Annotated in this window: 12 protein-coding genes; 6 read left to right on the forward strand and 6 right to left on the reverse strand. The window is 58.2% G+C overall.

The features are described from left to right. Positions 1 to 11 precede the first annotated feature (11 nt). The 3 genes from ACSQ36_RS38590 to ACSQ36_RS38600 all read right to left on the reverse strand — a co-directional run bounded on the left by ACSQ36_RS38590 (position 12) and on the right by ACSQ36_RS38600 (position 3891). Complete coding sequence (locus ACSQ36_RS38590; RefSeq protein ID WP_436186172.1) at positions 12 to 1508, reverse strand: aspartate/glutamate racemase family protein; 1497 nt, start codon at positions 1506 to 1508, stop codon at positions 12 to 14. Beyond that, entirely contained in the window at positions 1505 to 2782 is a 1278-nt protein-coding gene (locus ACSQ36_RS38595) for a dicarboxylate/amino acid:cation symporter (protein WP_436186173.1), read from the reverse strand. The genes ACSQ36_RS38590 and ACSQ36_RS38595 overlap by 4 nt, the downstream gene beginning before the upstream one ends. A gap of 206 nt (positions 2783 to 2988) precedes the next feature. Beyond that, on the reverse strand, positions 2989 to 3891 hold the full coding sequence (locus ACSQ36_RS38600; protein ID WP_436186174.1) for a LysR substrate-binding domain-containing protein: 903 nt from the start codon (positions 3889 to 3891) through the stop codon (positions 2989 to 2991). 408 nt (positions 3892 to 4299) lie between these two features. Here ACSQ36_RS38600 and ACSQ36_RS38605 point away from each other — a divergent pair, with 408 nt between their 5' ends. Continuing rightward, complete coding sequence (locus tag ACSQ36_RS38605; protein ID WP_436186175.1) at positions 4300 to 4950, forward strand: glutathione S-transferase family protein; 651 nt, start codon at positions 4300 to 4302, stop codon at positions 4948 to 4950. A gap of 67 nt (positions 4951 to 5017) precedes the next feature. Here the strand turns inward: ACSQ36_RS38605 and ACSQ36_RS38610 are convergent, their stop codons facing one another. Further along, positions 5018 to 5938 (reverse strand): LysR family transcriptional regulator, encoded by a 921-nt coding sequence (locus tag ACSQ36_RS38610; RefSeq protein WP_436186176.1) that lies wholly within the window; start codon positions 5936 to 5938, stop codon positions 5018 to 5020. Between the two features lie 122 nt (positions 5939 to 6060). On the opposite strand from ACSQ36_RS38610, the gene ACSQ36_RS38615 reads away from it, so the two are divergent. After that, the gene (locus tag ACSQ36_RS38615) at positions 6061 to 6990 is read left to right on the forward strand and encodes a DMT family transporter (protein WP_436186177.1); all 930 of its coding nucleotides are present in this window, start codon (positions 6061 to 6063) and stop codon (positions 6988 to 6990) included. Here ACSQ36_RS38615 and ACSQ36_RS38620 read toward each other — a convergent pair. Beyond that, entirely contained in the window at positions 6973 to 7122 is a 150-nt protein-coding gene (locus ACSQ36_RS38620) for a hypothetical protein (RefSeq protein ID WP_436186178.1), read from the reverse strand. The two genes, ACSQ36_RS38615 and ACSQ36_RS38620, sit on opposite strands and share 18 nt — an antisense overlap. Before the next feature lie 495 nt (positions 7123 to 7617). Here ACSQ36_RS38620 and ACSQ36_RS38625 point away from each other — a divergent pair, with 495 nt between their 5' ends. After that, positions 7618 to 8448 carry a spherulation-specific family 4 protein gene (locus ACSQ36_RS38625; protein ID WP_436186179.1) on the forward strand — a complete coding sequence of 277 codons (831 nt, stop codon included), beginning with the start codon at positions 7618 to 7620 and terminating at the stop codon, positions 8446 to 8448. Positions 8449 to 8732: 284 nt separating this feature from the next. Here ACSQ36_RS38625 and ACSQ36_RS38630 read toward each other — a convergent pair whose 3' ends face one another. Continuing rightward, positions 8733 to 10247, reverse strand: a complete 1515-nt coding sequence (locus tag ACSQ36_RS38630; RefSeq protein ID WP_436186180.1) for a mannitol dehydrogenase family protein — start codon at positions 10245 to 10247, stop codon at positions 8733 to 8735. A gap of 95 nt (positions 10248 to 10342) precedes the next feature. On the opposite strand from ACSQ36_RS38630, the gene manD reads away from it, so the two are divergent. The 3 genes from manD (at position 10343) to ACSQ36_RS38645 (ending at position 14106) form a co-directional block, all read left to right on the forward strand. Next, positions 10343 to 11551, forward strand: coding sequence for a D-mannonate dehydratase ManD (gene manD, locus ACSQ36_RS38635; protein WP_436186181.1), 1209 nt, complete (start codon positions 10343 to 10345; stop codon positions 11549 to 11551). Between the two features lie 160 nt (positions 11552 to 11711). Then, positions 11712 to 12749 (forward strand): L-idonate 5-dehydrogenase, encoded by a 1038-nt coding sequence (locus ACSQ36_RS38640; RefSeq protein WP_436186182.1) that lies wholly within the window; start codon positions 11712 to 11714, stop codon positions 12747 to 12749. 61 nt (positions 12750 to 12810) lie between these two features. Continuing rightward, complete coding sequence (locus ACSQ36_RS38645) at positions 12811 to 14106, forward strand: MFS transporter (RefSeq protein WP_436186183.1); 1296 nt, start codon at positions 12811 to 12813, stop codon at positions 14104 to 14106. Positions 14107 to 14868: the final 762 nt, after the last annotated feature.

A 14868-nucleotide genomic window follows, 5' to 3' on the forward strand; every position in this document is an offset into this window, starting at 1 on the left:
CGCGCGGTGCCTTAGTGTGCGGCTTCTGACTCAACCTTCAGTTCGGCCGCTGCGGTGGCATACGCCACGCAGCGTTTCGCCAAAATATCGGTCGGATCCACTAGCGTGATCGTCCGTCCGCGAGCGCTTAGCCATTGAGCGCCCGGAAGCAGCAATGGCAGCTCCGTACATCCAAGAATCACAATCTCGACGCCTTCGTCGGCCAAGCCTTCCAGTGCCGCGCGGATGTCGTCCATACACTGTCCATCGACGAATCCCGCCTTTACTCCCTCCTTGCCATAGATCGCATTCATCACGCTTGCCTGCAATGCCGGACTCGGCAAGACCTGCCGCAATCCTTGCGCTGCCAGGGCTTGCCGGTACACCCCGCTTGCTACCGTCCCCGATGTAGCAAGGAGCCCGACATCGCTAAGCGACGGAAACGAATCGCGAAGCATCTGGACGGTCACGGTCAGCATGTTGACGATCGGGATGCTGAGATAAGGCTGGATTCGATGAATAAACGCGTGTGCCGTGTTGCATGGAATTGCGATGATATCGGCGTCGCCGCTCTCGAGTTTCTTGCACGTGGCGTACAACGAGATCGTGGGGTCCGGGCCATCGCCGATGAGGTTGTCGGTGCGGTCGGGGATCTGCGGGTTATGCTCGACCAGCAGCTTGATGTGATCCTGATCCCGCTTCGCCGGTGTGTTGCTGACAATTTTCTGCATGAAGTCCACGGTCGCCGCAGGACCAACGCCGCCCACCACGCCGACCTTGAACAGCTTGGCCGGCGACTCATACTGGCCCGACACAATGTATTGGGCATACGCAAGATTCGAGTCGATCAGCGGGACGCTCAGCGCGCCCAGCTCATCTGCAACGAGAGCGATCTCGGTCATGCCCGGCACGATGATCTCCGCACCTTGCGCAATGAGATCCGCGCAAGCGGCTTTCAGCAGCGCAACCGGCTGACCCAGCAGACGACCAGACTTGATGCCATTTTCTCCATACACCGCACGCGTGACGAGGTCCGTGGTTCCATCCATGCGCGGATGGATGACGTTGAACTCGGGCGCAGAAAAATAGCGTTCGAAGAGACCGTTGCGCCGCGTGTAGTCCGATGCCAGCACGCCAATGCGGCGCACGGAAGGAAATTTGCGCCGCACATGGTGTCGCACTGCCTCGATCATGTCCACGATCTGCAGGGGCGAGTTGGCCTTCAACTCGTCCATGAAGGTGTGGCTCAGGAAGCAGGGCAGCACGACTGTCTCTATGCCGCGCTTCTCGAATGCACGAATGAGATCGAAGATGTAGAGCTTGCGTTCAACCGTCGCGGCGCTGGTGGCGCCGGCGCCGCGAAACGGATGCTGCTCGAAGACGACATCGAAGTGATCCGCGTCGCCGGTTGCGGGCGTCGACTTGACGAGCTTGAAAAACATGTCGGCGCTGGCGAGCGGTCCGAGTCCGCCGATGACGCCCAAAGAGCGGCGTCCCTGCTGATGCTTCTCCCCCAGCTTCTCCCTCATTTCGCTTCGCCTTGCAGCTGATCGAAGGTCACGGCTTGCGTTCGCGTGATGCGAGCCGTCTCCCACTTCGCAATCACGGCCGTTGCAATGCTGTTGCCGATCACGTTGGTCGCGGTCCGTCCCATGTCGAGTATCTGGTCGATCGCGAGGATCAGCACAACACCGGACGGAGGCAGGTGGAACATCGGCGCCACGGCGGCGACCACCACGACCGAGCCACGTGCCACGCCAGCCATACCCTTGCTGCTGACCATGAGCACGAGCAGCATCAGGATCTGCGTGCCTATCGGCATATCGATACCAAAGGCCTGCGCAATGAAGATGGCGGCGAACGACTGGTACATCATTGAACCGTCCAGGTTGAATGCATAGCCCAGCGGCAGCGTAAAGCCGACAACCTTCTTGTCCACGCCGAATTCTTCCAGCTTTTCCGTCAGGCGCGGATACGCTGCTTCGCTGCTTGCAGTTGAAAACGCCAGCATGGCGGGCTCGCGTACCGCTTTGAGCAACGACCAGATGGCGTTGCCAAGGAACGCGTAACCGGCGCCGATCAGGATCACCCATAGCAGCACCAGTCCCACATAGAAGCTGCCGATCAGCTTGCCGTAGGTCATCAGCACGTCGAGACCATGCAACGTCACAGCCGATGCAATCGCGCCGAATACGCCCACGGGCGCAAGGCGCATGACGTAGTCGGTGAGCTTGAGCATGGCGGGAACGAGGGCGTCGATAGCTTGTACGAGTGGCGTCACCCGTGGGTCCGACTTGATCGCACCCAACACAACGCCGAAGAGCACGGAGAACACCAGGATTTGCAGGATGTCGTTGCGCGCCATGGCGTCGAGAATGCTGGTGGGAAATGCGTGCGTAACAAAGTCCTTGAAGTTCAGCCCGGCGGTATTCAGGCCCGTGCTTACGTCGGAACTGGTCTGGACCATATGAAGGCCCGCACCCGGTTGCAGGAAGTTGGCGAGACAGAGGCCAAGGGCGAGCGATATTAGCGAGGCGCAGACGAACCAGCCAATTGATCGAACGCCAATGCGGCGCACGTCGCTCGTTCCGTCCATTCCTGCAAGACCCGACACCAGCGTGGCGAATACCAGCGGCGCAATGATCATCTTGATGAGCCGCAGGAAGATGTCGGTGATGATGGAGAAGTAACCGGCCACTTCTTTTGCCGCGTTCGAATCAGCGGCTGTCCCGTGACAGATGTAGCCGGTCACGATGCCAAGCACCATGCCGATGACTATATAGAGCGTTAACCGGTTTTTCATTTCAATCCTTCCAGGAGTGTTTCGCACGAGGATGAGCGTGGGCGGCCGTGCGATGGGTTTGACGAAAAGTGCCTTGGCGCGCCTTGGCTTAGGGGTCTTTTCTGTCTCTGGACGGATAGTAGAAGCGGACAAAAAACCCGCGATGCGGGTTCAGCATGTTGTTATGCGAGAACCGCATAACTAGGGTAAACACTCGGTAAATGAGCTCAGGCAGGCGAGCGCAGGTATCGCCACAGGGTGTCGATGAACTCGTTCCTATTCGACGCGTCGCGGTACACACGCAACTCGACTTCGAGATTCCATTCCTTGCCGCCAGCCGGAACGAGCTCGCCATTTTTCAGCTCGGTTTGTATCGAGCTTTTCGGCAGCCACGCAATGCCTTCGCCCTCCAGCACCATCTTCTTGAGCACTTCCGCCATGTCCGATTCGTAATGCGGACGTAATGCCGGTTGCGTCTTGGCGCGGCGAAGCAGCAATGCCAGGCAACGGCCAAAATAGCTGGTCTCCGTGTACGAGATAAGCGGCAAAGGGCGGCTGGCGGTGCCGGGCAAACGCAGAGAAGGCCCCGACTTTTGATTCGGTTGGCAGACTGGCATGAACGTGTCGATGCCAACCGTCAGGTACTCATAGCGCGCGGGATCGAGATGAAGCGGCAGGTCGGGGTGGTGATACGCAAACATGAGTTCGCAGTTGCCGTTCACTAGCATCAGGATGGAATCATGGACGTTGGTGGGAATCACGCGCGCCCTGACATCGCGAAATTGCGCGGTGAGCGTGTTGAGCCACGCAGGAAGAAAACTCAGCGCAATGGTGTGGCCCGCTGCAATCTGCAGCCCGATACCGGGCATTCGCTGTTCCGTCCGAATAATGGCCCGGGTGTCGAACAAGCGGTTGAGAATGTCGTCGGCAGCTTCCCTGAAGAGACGTCCGGCGGGTGTCAGTGTGGGCGGATAACTGCTGCGGTCGATCAGGTCGGCGCCCACCCATTGCTCGAGCGCCTGAATGCGCCGGCTGAAACCGGACTGCGTGACATTACGAACCTCCGCCGCACGCGAGAAACTCTGGTACTGGGCAAGAGTAATAAAGTCCTCGATCCATTTAATCTCCATACTGCTCCCTGCTGGCTTCTCTTGGAGAAGCGCGTGTGTGCATGTCGGGCAAGTCAACCGCTGCCATGCGCGTGTGACGGGCGGCGTGTAATGAATGGCAAGGCTTTGCCAAGGGAGCTAATCGAGTTCGGACAAGTTGATCCGCTCACGACGATTGTATGCGAGGTCAAGACAACTTACCGCCTTAAGCCAATGGCTTGCGGGCATCTGGTTAAGCACCAGTGCGAGCATGGAGGCGGAGATTTCGGCGACCAGCGCGTATACTTTCGGACGCAGACCGCTATTCAATTGGATCGAGCGGCTAAGAGATTGCCTCGCTGATACTTCTCGATTGCGATCACGCTAACTCACTAAGTAGCGGAAAATGAATAGCTAAGGTCAGCGGCATCCAACTTCAGGGGACATTTCATGCTTCAGGTTTGGGGACGACGCAACTCGTCTAACGTTCAGAAGGTCATGTGGCTGATCGGCGAGCTTGATTTGCCACATGAGCATATTCCCGCCGGAGGAAGCTTCGGCCTGACGCAGAGCGTCGAATTCCTGGCCATGAATCCGCATGGACGTGTGCCGGTCATTAAAGACAGCGACGGCACGATTGTGTGGGAGTCGCACAGTATCTTGCGATATCTGGCGGCGCGTTATGGCAGCCCGCGGTTCTGGAGTGAAGACGCGGGTCAGCGGTCGCAGGCGGACCGCTGGATGGACTGGTCTCAGAGCAGCTTGCAGCCCGCCTTTCTAACGGGCGTGTTCTGGGGCTTTTACCGGATGCCGGAGGCTTTGCGCAATGCGAAGAGCATTGACGAGAACCTTGGTCGTTGCGCGCAGTATTTCCAACTCCTCGACCGCGTGCTGGCCGAGCGGCCCTTCATTGCGGGAGACAGTTTGAGCCTGGGCGATATTGCGGCCGGCTCTAACCTTTATCGTTATTTCGAACTGGATATCAAGCGGCCTGACGTTCCTAATGTTGAAGCCTGGTATGAACGGTTGCAGCTTCGCCCGGCGTTCCGCGAGCACGTTATGGTCCCATTCGATGAGTTGTTCGGGCGGCTCGACTTCTAGCATGGAAGCTTGCCGGCTTAAGAGCGCATGCTTAAGCACTTAGGCTACGCCAGGCGCCAAGCCGATGTCACTTGCTGTCGTGTATATGCTCGACCAGATAATCAATCAACGCCCGCACCTTGGGCGGTAGAAAGCGATTCGGCGGATAGAGCAACCATACCGAGCCTACATAAGCGAGCGCTTCGAGATCCCAGTCGGCGAGCACTTGCACGAGTTCACCGCTCTCCAACGCTCCGCGAGCGGTAAATTCCGGCAAGTTCGCGATGCCGAAATCCTGTTGCGCCGCTTCGAGTCGCGCGCCCGCATGATTCGCTATATATCGCCCGCTTACCTCCACGGTCTGCGTCTCGGTACCACGGCGAAAACGCCAGCGGTTGTCGTCGGTGGTTTCGCCAAGATAGAGGCAGTCGTGTTGCGCGAGATCGCGTGGATGCTCGGGCGTGCCGCGCGCCCGCAGGTACGCTGGCGACGCACACAACACCCAGCGTACCGATCCAAACCGCCGTCCCGCCAGACCGGGCGGCGGATGATCCGTTAGCCGGATCACGAGGTCGAGATCGTTCTCGAGCGGATCGACCTCATGATCCGCGTATAGCAATTGGAGATCGACTTCCTCATACGCGCGCAAAAAGCCCGGCACCAGCGGATGAATCACCGTTTTCGCAAAGGCTGTCGGCGCGCTCACACTGACTTTTCCCTGCGGCCGGCCGACCAGTGACCCGGCTGCATCCACGGCGCCCGACGCCGCGCTCACAATGTCGCGGCAGAATCGGACGACCTGTTCGCCCGATTCGGTCACCTTCACCTTGCGCGTCGATCGTTCGAGCAGCCGCGTGGCCAGCGCTTCCTCAAGACGCTTGATCTGGCGGCTGACCGTCGACGGCGTGCTGCCGAGCTGGCGCGCGGCCACGGAAAAGTTGCCGGCATCGACGACACGGGCAAATACGGCCATGTCGGGCAGCAAAGCAAAAAGTTCTGTTGGATTCATCGGGTGGTCGCGAGTGGGGCGAGGATTAATGCATCTGCGACATAAAGGCTTTGCGCATCGACCCGATTATCGTCTCATGTGCAACGCTCGACAATACGGACTCATTCTCCTGAGGTCCGACTATGTCCAAGCAAGACCGCCTTCTCTTAGTGTCCGACCTGATGCTGCTAGTGGTCGCGGTGGTCTGGGGCACCAGTTACGGAATCGTCAAGCATGCGCTTGTGTTCTATCCGGTACTGGGCCTGCTGACGCTGCGATTCGGCATGACGTTCGTCATGTTGTCGCCTGCATTGCGAAGCTTGCGACATGCCGACGCGCGCACGCTGCGCGGCGTATTTATCGCAGGCTTGCTGCTGTTGGGCATTTTCTTAAGCGAGACGTTTGGCGTGCTGATGACGCGCGCCGCCAATGCGGCATTTCTGATCAGTCTCTGCGTGGTGATGACGCCGCTGGTCGAGTGGATGCTGCTCAAGCGCAGGCCCGGGCGGATTGAGTGGGCAGCAGTCACGCTCTCGCTGTTAGGCGCATGGCTGCTTGCCGGTGATGGTGGGTTCGTCTTCAATCCGGGCGATGCGCTGATCCTGCTGGCGGCTTTGCTGCGCGCGCTGAATGTCTGCGTGACGAAACGCGTGTTGCGTGACTCGACACTGCCGCCTTTGTCAGTGACGGCAGTGCAGTCGGGTGTGGTCGCGTTTGGTAGTGCTGCCGTGGCGCTCGTGTTTGCGCCGCAGCAGTGGCAGCACGTGCCGTCGTTCACGGGGCATGAGCCGTTTTGGGGTAGCGTTTTTTACCTGGTTTTTGCGTGCACGCTGTTCGCATTCTTCGCGCAGAACTATGCGATCAAGCGCAGTAGTCCAACCCGCGTTGCGTTGCTGATGGGTAGCGAACCCGCGTTCGGCGCGTTGTTCGCCTGGCTGTGGCTGGGCGAGAAGATATCGCTTATTGCATGGGTCGGCGGCGGGTTGATTGTCGTGGCGTCCATGCTGGCGACGGTGCGCTGGCGCAAAGCGGTAACGGTGAACGTGCCTCGTGCTTCAGAGGTTCTGCCTTGACGCAGAGTTGATCTTGACTGCTTCCAGGTGAGCGTTGATGGATTCGACCAGGGCCGTGGGCGCGTCATGCGCGATCACCTGATCCTGCGAGGCCAGCGTGGCGTGAATAGCCGGTGTCATGCGCGTGAGCATTGTCTGTTCGAATGCGCGAATGGCTTCCGTCAGATCCGCAAATGAAGGCGAGGTGAGGCAACGCCTCTTAGACGGATACGGGACCAATCGCGTCGGTGTGACGCCCGCGCTTGGCTTGATCGAAGCGCTCGCGCATGTGCGTCAAAATCAAATCACAAGTGCGGACCGGTCTGCGTGGCCTCGCGGCGGTCCTGCGCGGGGGAGGACAACCCTGCTTCGCTGCGTCGACTCGTGCGCGACTGTAGACATTGCTCATTTATTGCACCAATACGCCGCTTGTAGTTATTGCGAGAGGACACTCGACAAATATCAAAGTAATCGTCGCAATTTTCACTATTAAGAGTTTTCTTATTTTCCTCGATTACCCGAAGAACTAGGCTCAAATAATTATACGGGGAACGGAGAAAATCACACATAAACACAGAGCGCGGGACATCAAATCAGATTGAGCTATTTTGATTTTAACTTTAGCAATTAGAATTACTGAGGTAAGCTATGTTCAAAAGTAAATGTTTATGGTTGATTTTTCCTGGTCTGATGGGCCTCACCGTTCCTCTTGCACAAGCCGCACCATCGAATTTTGGAGTTCCCGCATATTGGGATGGCCCTTCAAGTACATACAGCGGTCAGATTCCAAAAGGTGGCTTCATCGTAATTAACCCAAATAGCGGTGCGCTTAAACTAAGCTCGGCTGACATCACTAAATATAAGGCAGTCATTGCCAACATCCGCAACCAAGGTGGTTATGTCCTCGGATATGTCCCTACCGGCTACGCACAATTAACAGCTGCCCAGAAGCAGCGCTACACCGACATTTCCGCCAACTTAAACGCATACAAGACCACGCTTGGAGGCGTCGATGGAATTTTTTTCGATGAGGCCGCTTTTGATAATGACAGTAGCAATGAGAAGCAGTTGACTGATCAGCAAAAATGCGCAGGCACTCCACCGAAATGGAGTGCGATCCGTTCGACAGTGAAAAACGCGGGGGCATCCGGCACAGTAGTTTGGAATGCAGGTACGTGGGGAAATAATAATTGTTTTATCGCTAGCGCGCAAAAGGGTGAGCACATAGTAATACTTGAAGATTCCTTTAACGCATATCAAAAGAATCTCACCAACCTCAATTCGGCTCAAAGTACGGCAACTTCGCTTGGGGTGAAGACCTGGTTGCTGACTTACGCTGCGACTCAAGCTCAAATGCAAACCACAGTCAATGGAACAACAGCAAACTATGTGTATGTAACAGACCAACCCAACAACGGTTCGACTTGGAATTACACGCCTGGTTATTGGAAAGCTGAGAGATCGTTACTCGGAAAGTAAGTGATCGTGCCTTGACTCGTTGAATAAAGACAAGTCTCGTAGCTAATCAGAATCACCAAGGTGTGGGAAAGGAGCCTGCCCACACCTTGTGTTTGCACATAATTGTGCTGTTCGGGCGGCTCAACTCTTAACATGGGCTAGCGGGACTAAAAACGCATGGTTAAGCGTTGACCCTATACGTTTCGAAAGGCTGCGATAAGCTCATAGGGAAGCAGACCTGCCGCAGGGTCGGTTGAACGAGCACGAACCGCTTTACAGTGCAAATACGCGTTTTGATCGGCACATTAGCCAGATCTGTTGTGGAACCTGGCATTGCAGTCAACCTTTTCGATCGCCGTTCTCGTGCCGCTCCCTAACTGCGTGACCGCTTCAATCAGGGCGCGCCGGAACACCTCGTTCGAAGCCAGTTCGGGACTGAATACATCGCGACAACCGAGCATCGCATCGACAAAGCTTTCCGGCGCGTTTTCCACGTCTCCCGCGTTCGTCGCAAGCGCAGTCAGCCGCGAGGCCAGCGGATCGTTGATAACGAAAGTCGTGCCGTCGTCGGCGTGTCCGCGCAAGAAAACGAACCACGCTGCAACGCCAAGCGCGAGTCCCGTGATTGCTTGCCCGCGCTCAAGGCGGGCCGCGATCGTCGCGAAAAGGCGCGGCGGAATCTTCTGGCTGCCGTCCATGGCAATCTGCGCGCAGCGATGTTTCAACGCCGGATTCGCGTATCGTTCGAGCAGTGCATCGCGATACGCCATCAAGTCGAACGATGCCGGGACATTTAAGGTCGGTGCGATCTCGTGCGTCATCATCGAATGGATCAGTGTGCGCAGCGGCGCGAACGAAATTGCTTCGTCGATGGTCGCGAACCCCGCCAGCATCGACAAATATGCAAGCGTCGAATGTGTGCCGTTCAGCATGCGCAGCTTGGCGAGTTCGAATGGCATCACGTCGTCCACGAGTTGCGCGCCCACGCGTTCCCATGCGGGTCGTCCGGCAGGGAAGCGGTCTTCGATCACCCATTGTCGAAACGGTTCGCACGGGACCGGCGCCTCGTCGCGAAGCCCGAGCGCAGCGGCCGCGGCGTCACGGTCGGCGTCCGTGGTCGCGGGGACGATACGATCCACCATCGTTGACGGGAACGCGACTTCGCGATCGATCCACGTTGCCAGCGCTTCGTCAAGCGCGCGAGCGTGGGAACAGACCACCTGGCGCAATGCTGCGCCATTGTGCGAGAGGTTGTCGCAAGAGAGCACGGTGAACGGCGCGATGCCGGCATCGCGCCGCGTCTTCAATGCGGCGACAAGGATACCCGGCACCGTGCCGGGCTCGCCCGGATGCTCCAGATCATGTGCGATGCCGGGATGGCCGAGGTCGACGTCGCCCGTCTTCGTATCGCGGCAATACCCTTTCTCCGTGACCGTCAACGAGACGATCCGCACATTTGTGTCGGCGAGCAAGTCGAACAGTCGCGCGCGGTCATGCGGCAGCGCGAGCACTTCACGCAGCGCGCGAATAACTGTTGTCTTCACACCCTGCGGCCCACGCTCCACGACGCTATACAAGCCATCCTGCGCCATCAACGCATCGCGCTTCGTCACGTCGCCTTGCAGCGTGACCCCGCAGATTGCCCAGTCGCCACCCGCGGCAAGCATGGCCTCTTCCGTATAAACCGCTTCGTGCGCCCGATGAAAATTTCCGATGCCCAGATGAACGATGCCAATGCGGGGATCGCGCCACTCAGGCGCTAGCAGATGGTCCTCGATTAACGGAAGCGCCTTGCGGCAAAGCATGGATTCACTGGTCATTTTAAATAGCCTGGAGCGGGAAAACCCTTGATTGACGATTGAGTCTACTTGTATGGTAGCATCAATTCCATTGATCGCACCTCAAGGAAATTCCCATGAAAATCGTTCGCGCCGATGTCATCGTCAGTTGTCCGGGACGCAACTTCGTCACGTTGAAAGTGGTGACCGACGAAGGGGTTCACGGTATTGGCGATGCCACCCTCAATGGCCGCGAACTGGCGGTGGCGTCTTATCTGAAGGACCACGTGTGCCCGCTGCTGATCGGTCGTGATCCGGGGAGCATAGAAGACATCTGGCAGTTTTTATACAAGGGTGCGTACTGGCGTCGCGGTCCGGTGACCATGACCGCCATCGCCGCGGTGGATGTGGCGCTGTGGGACATTCTGGGCAAGGTCGCGAATCTGCCTTTGTACAAGCTGCTCGGCGGCGCGTCGCGTGAGAGCGTGATGGTCTACGGGCATGCGACCGGACGTGAGATTCCTGAAGCCCTCGACCGCTATGCAGAGCATGTGGAAGAGGGCTATCAGGCTATCCGCATTCAATGCGGCGTGCCGAACATGCGCTCGGTGTACGGGGTATCGAAGGGTGCGGGCATGTATGAGCCAGCTACCAAGGGCGTGGTGGAAGAGCAAACGTGGTCGTCGGAAAAGTATCTCGACTTCGTGCCGAAACTCTTCGAAGCAGTGCGCGACAAGTTCGGATTCGATACCCATCTGCTCCACGACGTGCATCACCGTCTCACGCCTATAGAAGCGGCACGCCTGGGTAAATCAGTCGAGCCGTATCGGTTGTTCTGGATGGAAGACCCCACGCCCGCGGAGAATCAGGCCGGTTTCCGCCTGATTCGCCAACACACGGTGACACCTATCGCGGTGGGCGAAGTATTCAACAGCATCTGGGATTGCAAGCAACTGATTGAAGAGCAGTTGATCGACTACATTCGCGCCACGCTTACGCATGCGGGCGGTATCACGCACCTGAAACGCATTGCGGATTTTGCGTCGCTCTATCAGGTTCGTACGGGTTGCCACGGGCCGTCGGATTTGTCGCCGGTCTGCATGGGCGCGGCGCTCCATTTCGACTTGTGGGTGCCGAATTTCGGCGTGCAGGAATACATGGGTTTTCCGAAGGAAGCGCTTGATGTTTTCCCACACGCATGGACCTTCGAGCGGGGCACGATGCATCCCGGCGAGGCGCCCGGTCACGGCGTGGATATCGACGAAGAACTCGCGGCGCGCTATCCCTACGATCCGGCTTATTTGCCGGTCGCGCGACTCGAAGACGGCACGCTCTGGAACTGGTGAGCGGCGGTGCTTCGCAGAACCACGTGGCGGTGATCTTCACGATTGGGGTATGCCGTCATTCGCGACGTCTCTCCGCGAATCGCATTCATCCCCTATTTTCGCGGCGCGCCTCTAGCCACGCGCTGTGCTTCGGCACTTACACCATTCAACGGAGCTTCTCATGCTTGCAGCCGTCCTTCACGAACCGAAACGCCTGCGTATCGACGAAGTCGATGCGCCTCAACCACAGCTGGGTCAAGTTCAGATCCGCGTGCGCGCGGGCGGTATCTGCGGGTCAGATTTGTCGTATTACTTCAAGGGCAAAAGCGGCGATTTCGCGGTCCGGGAACCGTTCGTCCTTGGTCATGAAGTCGCGGGTGAAATCGCCGCGCTGGGGGAGGGCGTGAACGGTTTGCGCGTTGGCCAGCGTGTTGCCGTGAACCCGGGTCTGAACTGCGGCGAGTGCCGGTTTTGCGTGAAGGGCATGACCAACCATTGCCTGAATATGCGCTTCATGGGCAGCGCCTCGACGTTCCCTCACATGCAGGGCATGTTTCGCCAATACATTGCGGTTGCCGCTCGCCAATGCGTGCCTGTGCCTGATGCACTCGACTTCGCGCAGGCGTCGATGGCGGAGCCGCTCGCCGTCGCGTTGCATGCGCTGCGGCATGCGGGATCGCTGGTCGGCGCCCAGGTACTTGTGATCGGCTGCGGACCTATTGGCTGTATTTTGCTAACGGTCGCGCGGCGTGCCGGGGCGCATCGTCTGGTCGCGCTCGACCTCGCCGACAAAGCGTTGCAGATGGCCGCTACGCTAGGCGCCGATCAGACCGTACTCGCCACCGACCAGGCGCAGGTCGAAGCATGGTCTCAGTCACGCGGCACCTTCGACGTGGTGATCGAAGCATCCGGCAGCCCTGCCGGGCTCGACACCGCGCTTCGGGCCGCACGCGCGGGTGCCACTGTGATCCAGGTGGGCAACCTGCCGGCGGGACAGTCGCCGGTCGCGGCCAATCTCGTGATGGCGAAGGAGTTGCGTTATCAGGGATCGTTCCGTTTCACCGATGAATACGCGGTCGCCGCCGAAGAAATCGCCACCGGGAAAATCGATCTGAGTCCGTTGATGACGCATGTCTTTCCGCTCGCGGACGCGAACCATGCGTTCGAAGTGGCCCATGACCGCAACCAGTCGATGAAGGTGCATCTGCAGTTCGATTGAATCCCTATCACCGTTTTGCTCGAACGCCCGATCACGAAGAGGCGTATTCCAGGAGACATTCATGTTCAGAAGCCAGCGCTGGTTCGTGGTCGGTTTGCTGTTCCTCGCCGGCGTGATCAACTATCTCGATCGTGCTGCGCTCTCGATCGCGGCTCCGCTGATCCAGAAGGATCTCGATTTTTCGCATGCGCAGATGGGCATTGTGTTCAGCAGCTTTTTCATCGGCTACGCGCTGTTCAATTTTATCGGCGGCGTGGCGTCGGACAAGATCGGCGCGAAGAAAGTATTCGGCGCATCGATGGGCATCTGGTCGCTATTCTGCGGGGCGACAGCGCTGGCAAGCAGCCTCGTTTCATTGATCGTGCTGCGGGTTCTGTTCGGCATGGGCGAGGGGCCATTCAGTTCATCGAACAGCAAGATGGTCAACAACTGGTTTCCGCGACGCGAGGTGGCCAGCGCCATTGGTGTGATCAGTTCAGGTACGCCGCTGGGGGGCGCACTTGCGGGACCGGTGGTTGGCTACATGGCGATCCGTTTTGGCTGGCGCTGGGCGTTTGTCGCGATCATGGTGCTCGGTCTGGCATGGCTCGTAGTGTGGACCTTGACCACGACTGAACAGCCTCAGCAGGACAAGCGCGTGAAACCGGAGGAGCTTGCGTTGATTGTCGCGGGGCAGCAGCAGGCCTCGTCGATGGAGCATGCGCCCGAGGGCGAAAAGATGGGGCTGAAGTTCTACCTGAAGCAACCGATCATTCTTGCGACGGCGTTCGCCTTTTTCGCCTACAACTATGTGCTGTTCTTCTTCCTGTCATGGTTCCCCACGTACCTGACTGAAGCACATCAAATGTCGCTTCATGATATGAGCATTGCGACCGTGATCCCCTGGTTGCTCGGCAGTATCGGCCTTGCCGCTGGCGGCTTCATCACGGACCTGATTTTGCGAGTCACGGGCAAGCCGTTGCTCGCGCGGCGGATCGTTTTGTCGGTGTGTCTCGGGGTAGCAGCCGTATGTGTCGGATTTGCCGGGCGAGTGGAAAGTATGGAGGGAGCGGTCGCGCTGATGTCGGTGTCGATTTTCTTTCTCTATGTCACGGGCGCGGTTTATTGGGCCGTGATTCAGGATACCGTCCGGCGTGAGAATGTGGGGGGCGTGGGCGGATTTGTGCATCTGCTGGCGAACCTCGCTGGCGTGATTGGGCCCGCGGTGACGGGCTTTATTGTGCAGGCGACGCATGGTGCCTATGGCAGTGCGTTTGTACTTGCCGGTGCTGTTGCGGTGTTGGGTTCGCTTTGTTCGCTGATCTGGATTCGCGAGCCACGCGGCGACAGGCTTAGGGTGCGGCGCGCTCTGGTCTAGGAGTTTTCGCTCGCGCCGGTGGACGGGTTTTTGGGGTTGGGGTGGTTTTTGGGTTAGCGGCTGAGGTTGGTGTCGGGGTGCTAGGTTCTGGGGTTAGCGGGCGGGTCAGTGCCGGGTTGTTGCTTTCGGCGTCAGCGGTCGGGGTTGATGCCGGGTTGCTGCTTTCGGGCTTAGTGGTCTGCGAGAGTCGGATTTTCTCTTTATCACTATTAGCCACTGTGCGTGGCGGCACGTCATTTCTTTGTCCAAAGCGACAAAGAAACGAAGCAAAGAAAACGCTTTCAACCACGCTACCCTAAGTGTCCACAGCGTGCAGTTTCTATTCATAGGTGCCCCAAAAGCACGGTGCTCGCCAGAGCCACGGATGTGTGAACCCCTCCTTCTCCGAACACCGATACCCACACGCTTCGCCACCAGTGATTGAACCTGCCCAAGGAGCACCCCGCGCTATCCGCGGATAACCGCCCTTCGAATTTGTACGCATGACGAACCACGTCGCCAACCCATCAAGTAACAAAGCGCCAACAATGCTTAAGGCCGTAGCCGACGAAAATAGCGGTGTAGGCCGCGTAGCCAACTCACCAAAGACTGAGGCAATAAATACGCGTCACGTCGAGCTGTTACGGATCAAGCTGTGACCTACGAAATAAGGGAACCGATCAAGCAGCCAACCCACCAAAAAACGAAGCATGCAGAACGCGTGAGGCCGTACCGGTTCCTTGGCAACTGGTGCTTGCCCGAGAGCGTACGGGGCGAAGCGTG

The sequence above is a fragment of the Caballeronia sp. LjRoot34 genome, assembly GCF_964253815.1.
Classification (GTDB): Bacteria; Pseudomonadota; Gammaproteobacteria; order Burkholderiales; family Burkholderiaceae; genus Caballeronia.

What these genes read in the sequence shown, in the direction of transcription:
- ACSQ36_RS38640 (WP_436186182.1), top strand. Translation starts at nt 11,712, where the DNA reads ATGCTTGCAGCCGTCCTTCACGAACCGAAACGCCTGCGTATCGACGAA.
- ACSQ36_RS38610 (WP_436186176.1), bottom strand. Translation starts at nt 5,938, where the DNA reads ATGAATCCAACAGAACTTTTTGCTTTGCTGCCCGACATGGCCGTATTT.
- ACSQ36_RS38630 (WP_436186180.1), bottom strand. Translation starts at nt 10,247, where the DNA reads ATGACCAGTGAATCCATGCTTTGCCGCAAGGCGCTTCCGTTAATCGAG.
- ACSQ36_RS38590 (WP_436186172.1), bottom strand. Translation starts at nt 1,508, where the DNA reads ATGAGGGAGAAGCTGGGGGAGAAGCATCAGCAGGGACGCCGCTCTTTG.
- ACSQ36_RS38600 (WP_436186174.1), bottom strand. Translation starts at nt 3,891, where the DNA reads ATGGAGATTAAATGGATCGAGGACTTTATTACTCTTGCCCAGTACCAG.
- manD (WP_436186181.1), top strand. Translation starts at nt 10,343, where the DNA reads ATGAAAATCGTTCGCGCCGATGTCATCGTCAGTTGTCCGGGACGCAAC.
- ACSQ36_RS38620 (WP_436186178.1), bottom strand. Translation starts at nt 7,122, where the DNA reads ATGCTCACGCGCATGACACCGGCTATTCACGCCACGCTGGCCTCGCAG.
- ACSQ36_RS38605 (WP_436186175.1), top strand. Translation starts at nt 4,300, where the DNA reads ATGCTTCAGGTTTGGGGACGACGCAACTCGTCTAACGTTCAGAAGGTC.
- ACSQ36_RS38615 (WP_436186177.1), top strand. Translation starts at nt 6,061, where the DNA reads ATGTCCAAGCAAGACCGCCTTCTCTTAGTGTCCGACCTGATGCTGCTA.
- ACSQ36_RS38645 (WP_436186183.1), top strand. Translation starts at nt 12,811, where the DNA reads ATGTTCAGAAGCCAGCGCTGGTTCGTGGTCGGTTTGCTGTTCCTCGCC.
- ACSQ36_RS38595 (WP_436186173.1), bottom strand. Translation starts at nt 2,782, where the DNA reads ATGAAAAACCGGTTAACGCTCTATATAGTCATCGGCATGGTGCTTGGC.
- ACSQ36_RS38625 (WP_436186179.1), top strand. Translation starts at nt 7,618, where the DNA reads ATGTTCAAAAGTAAATGTTTATGGTTGATTTTTCCTGGTCTGATGGGC.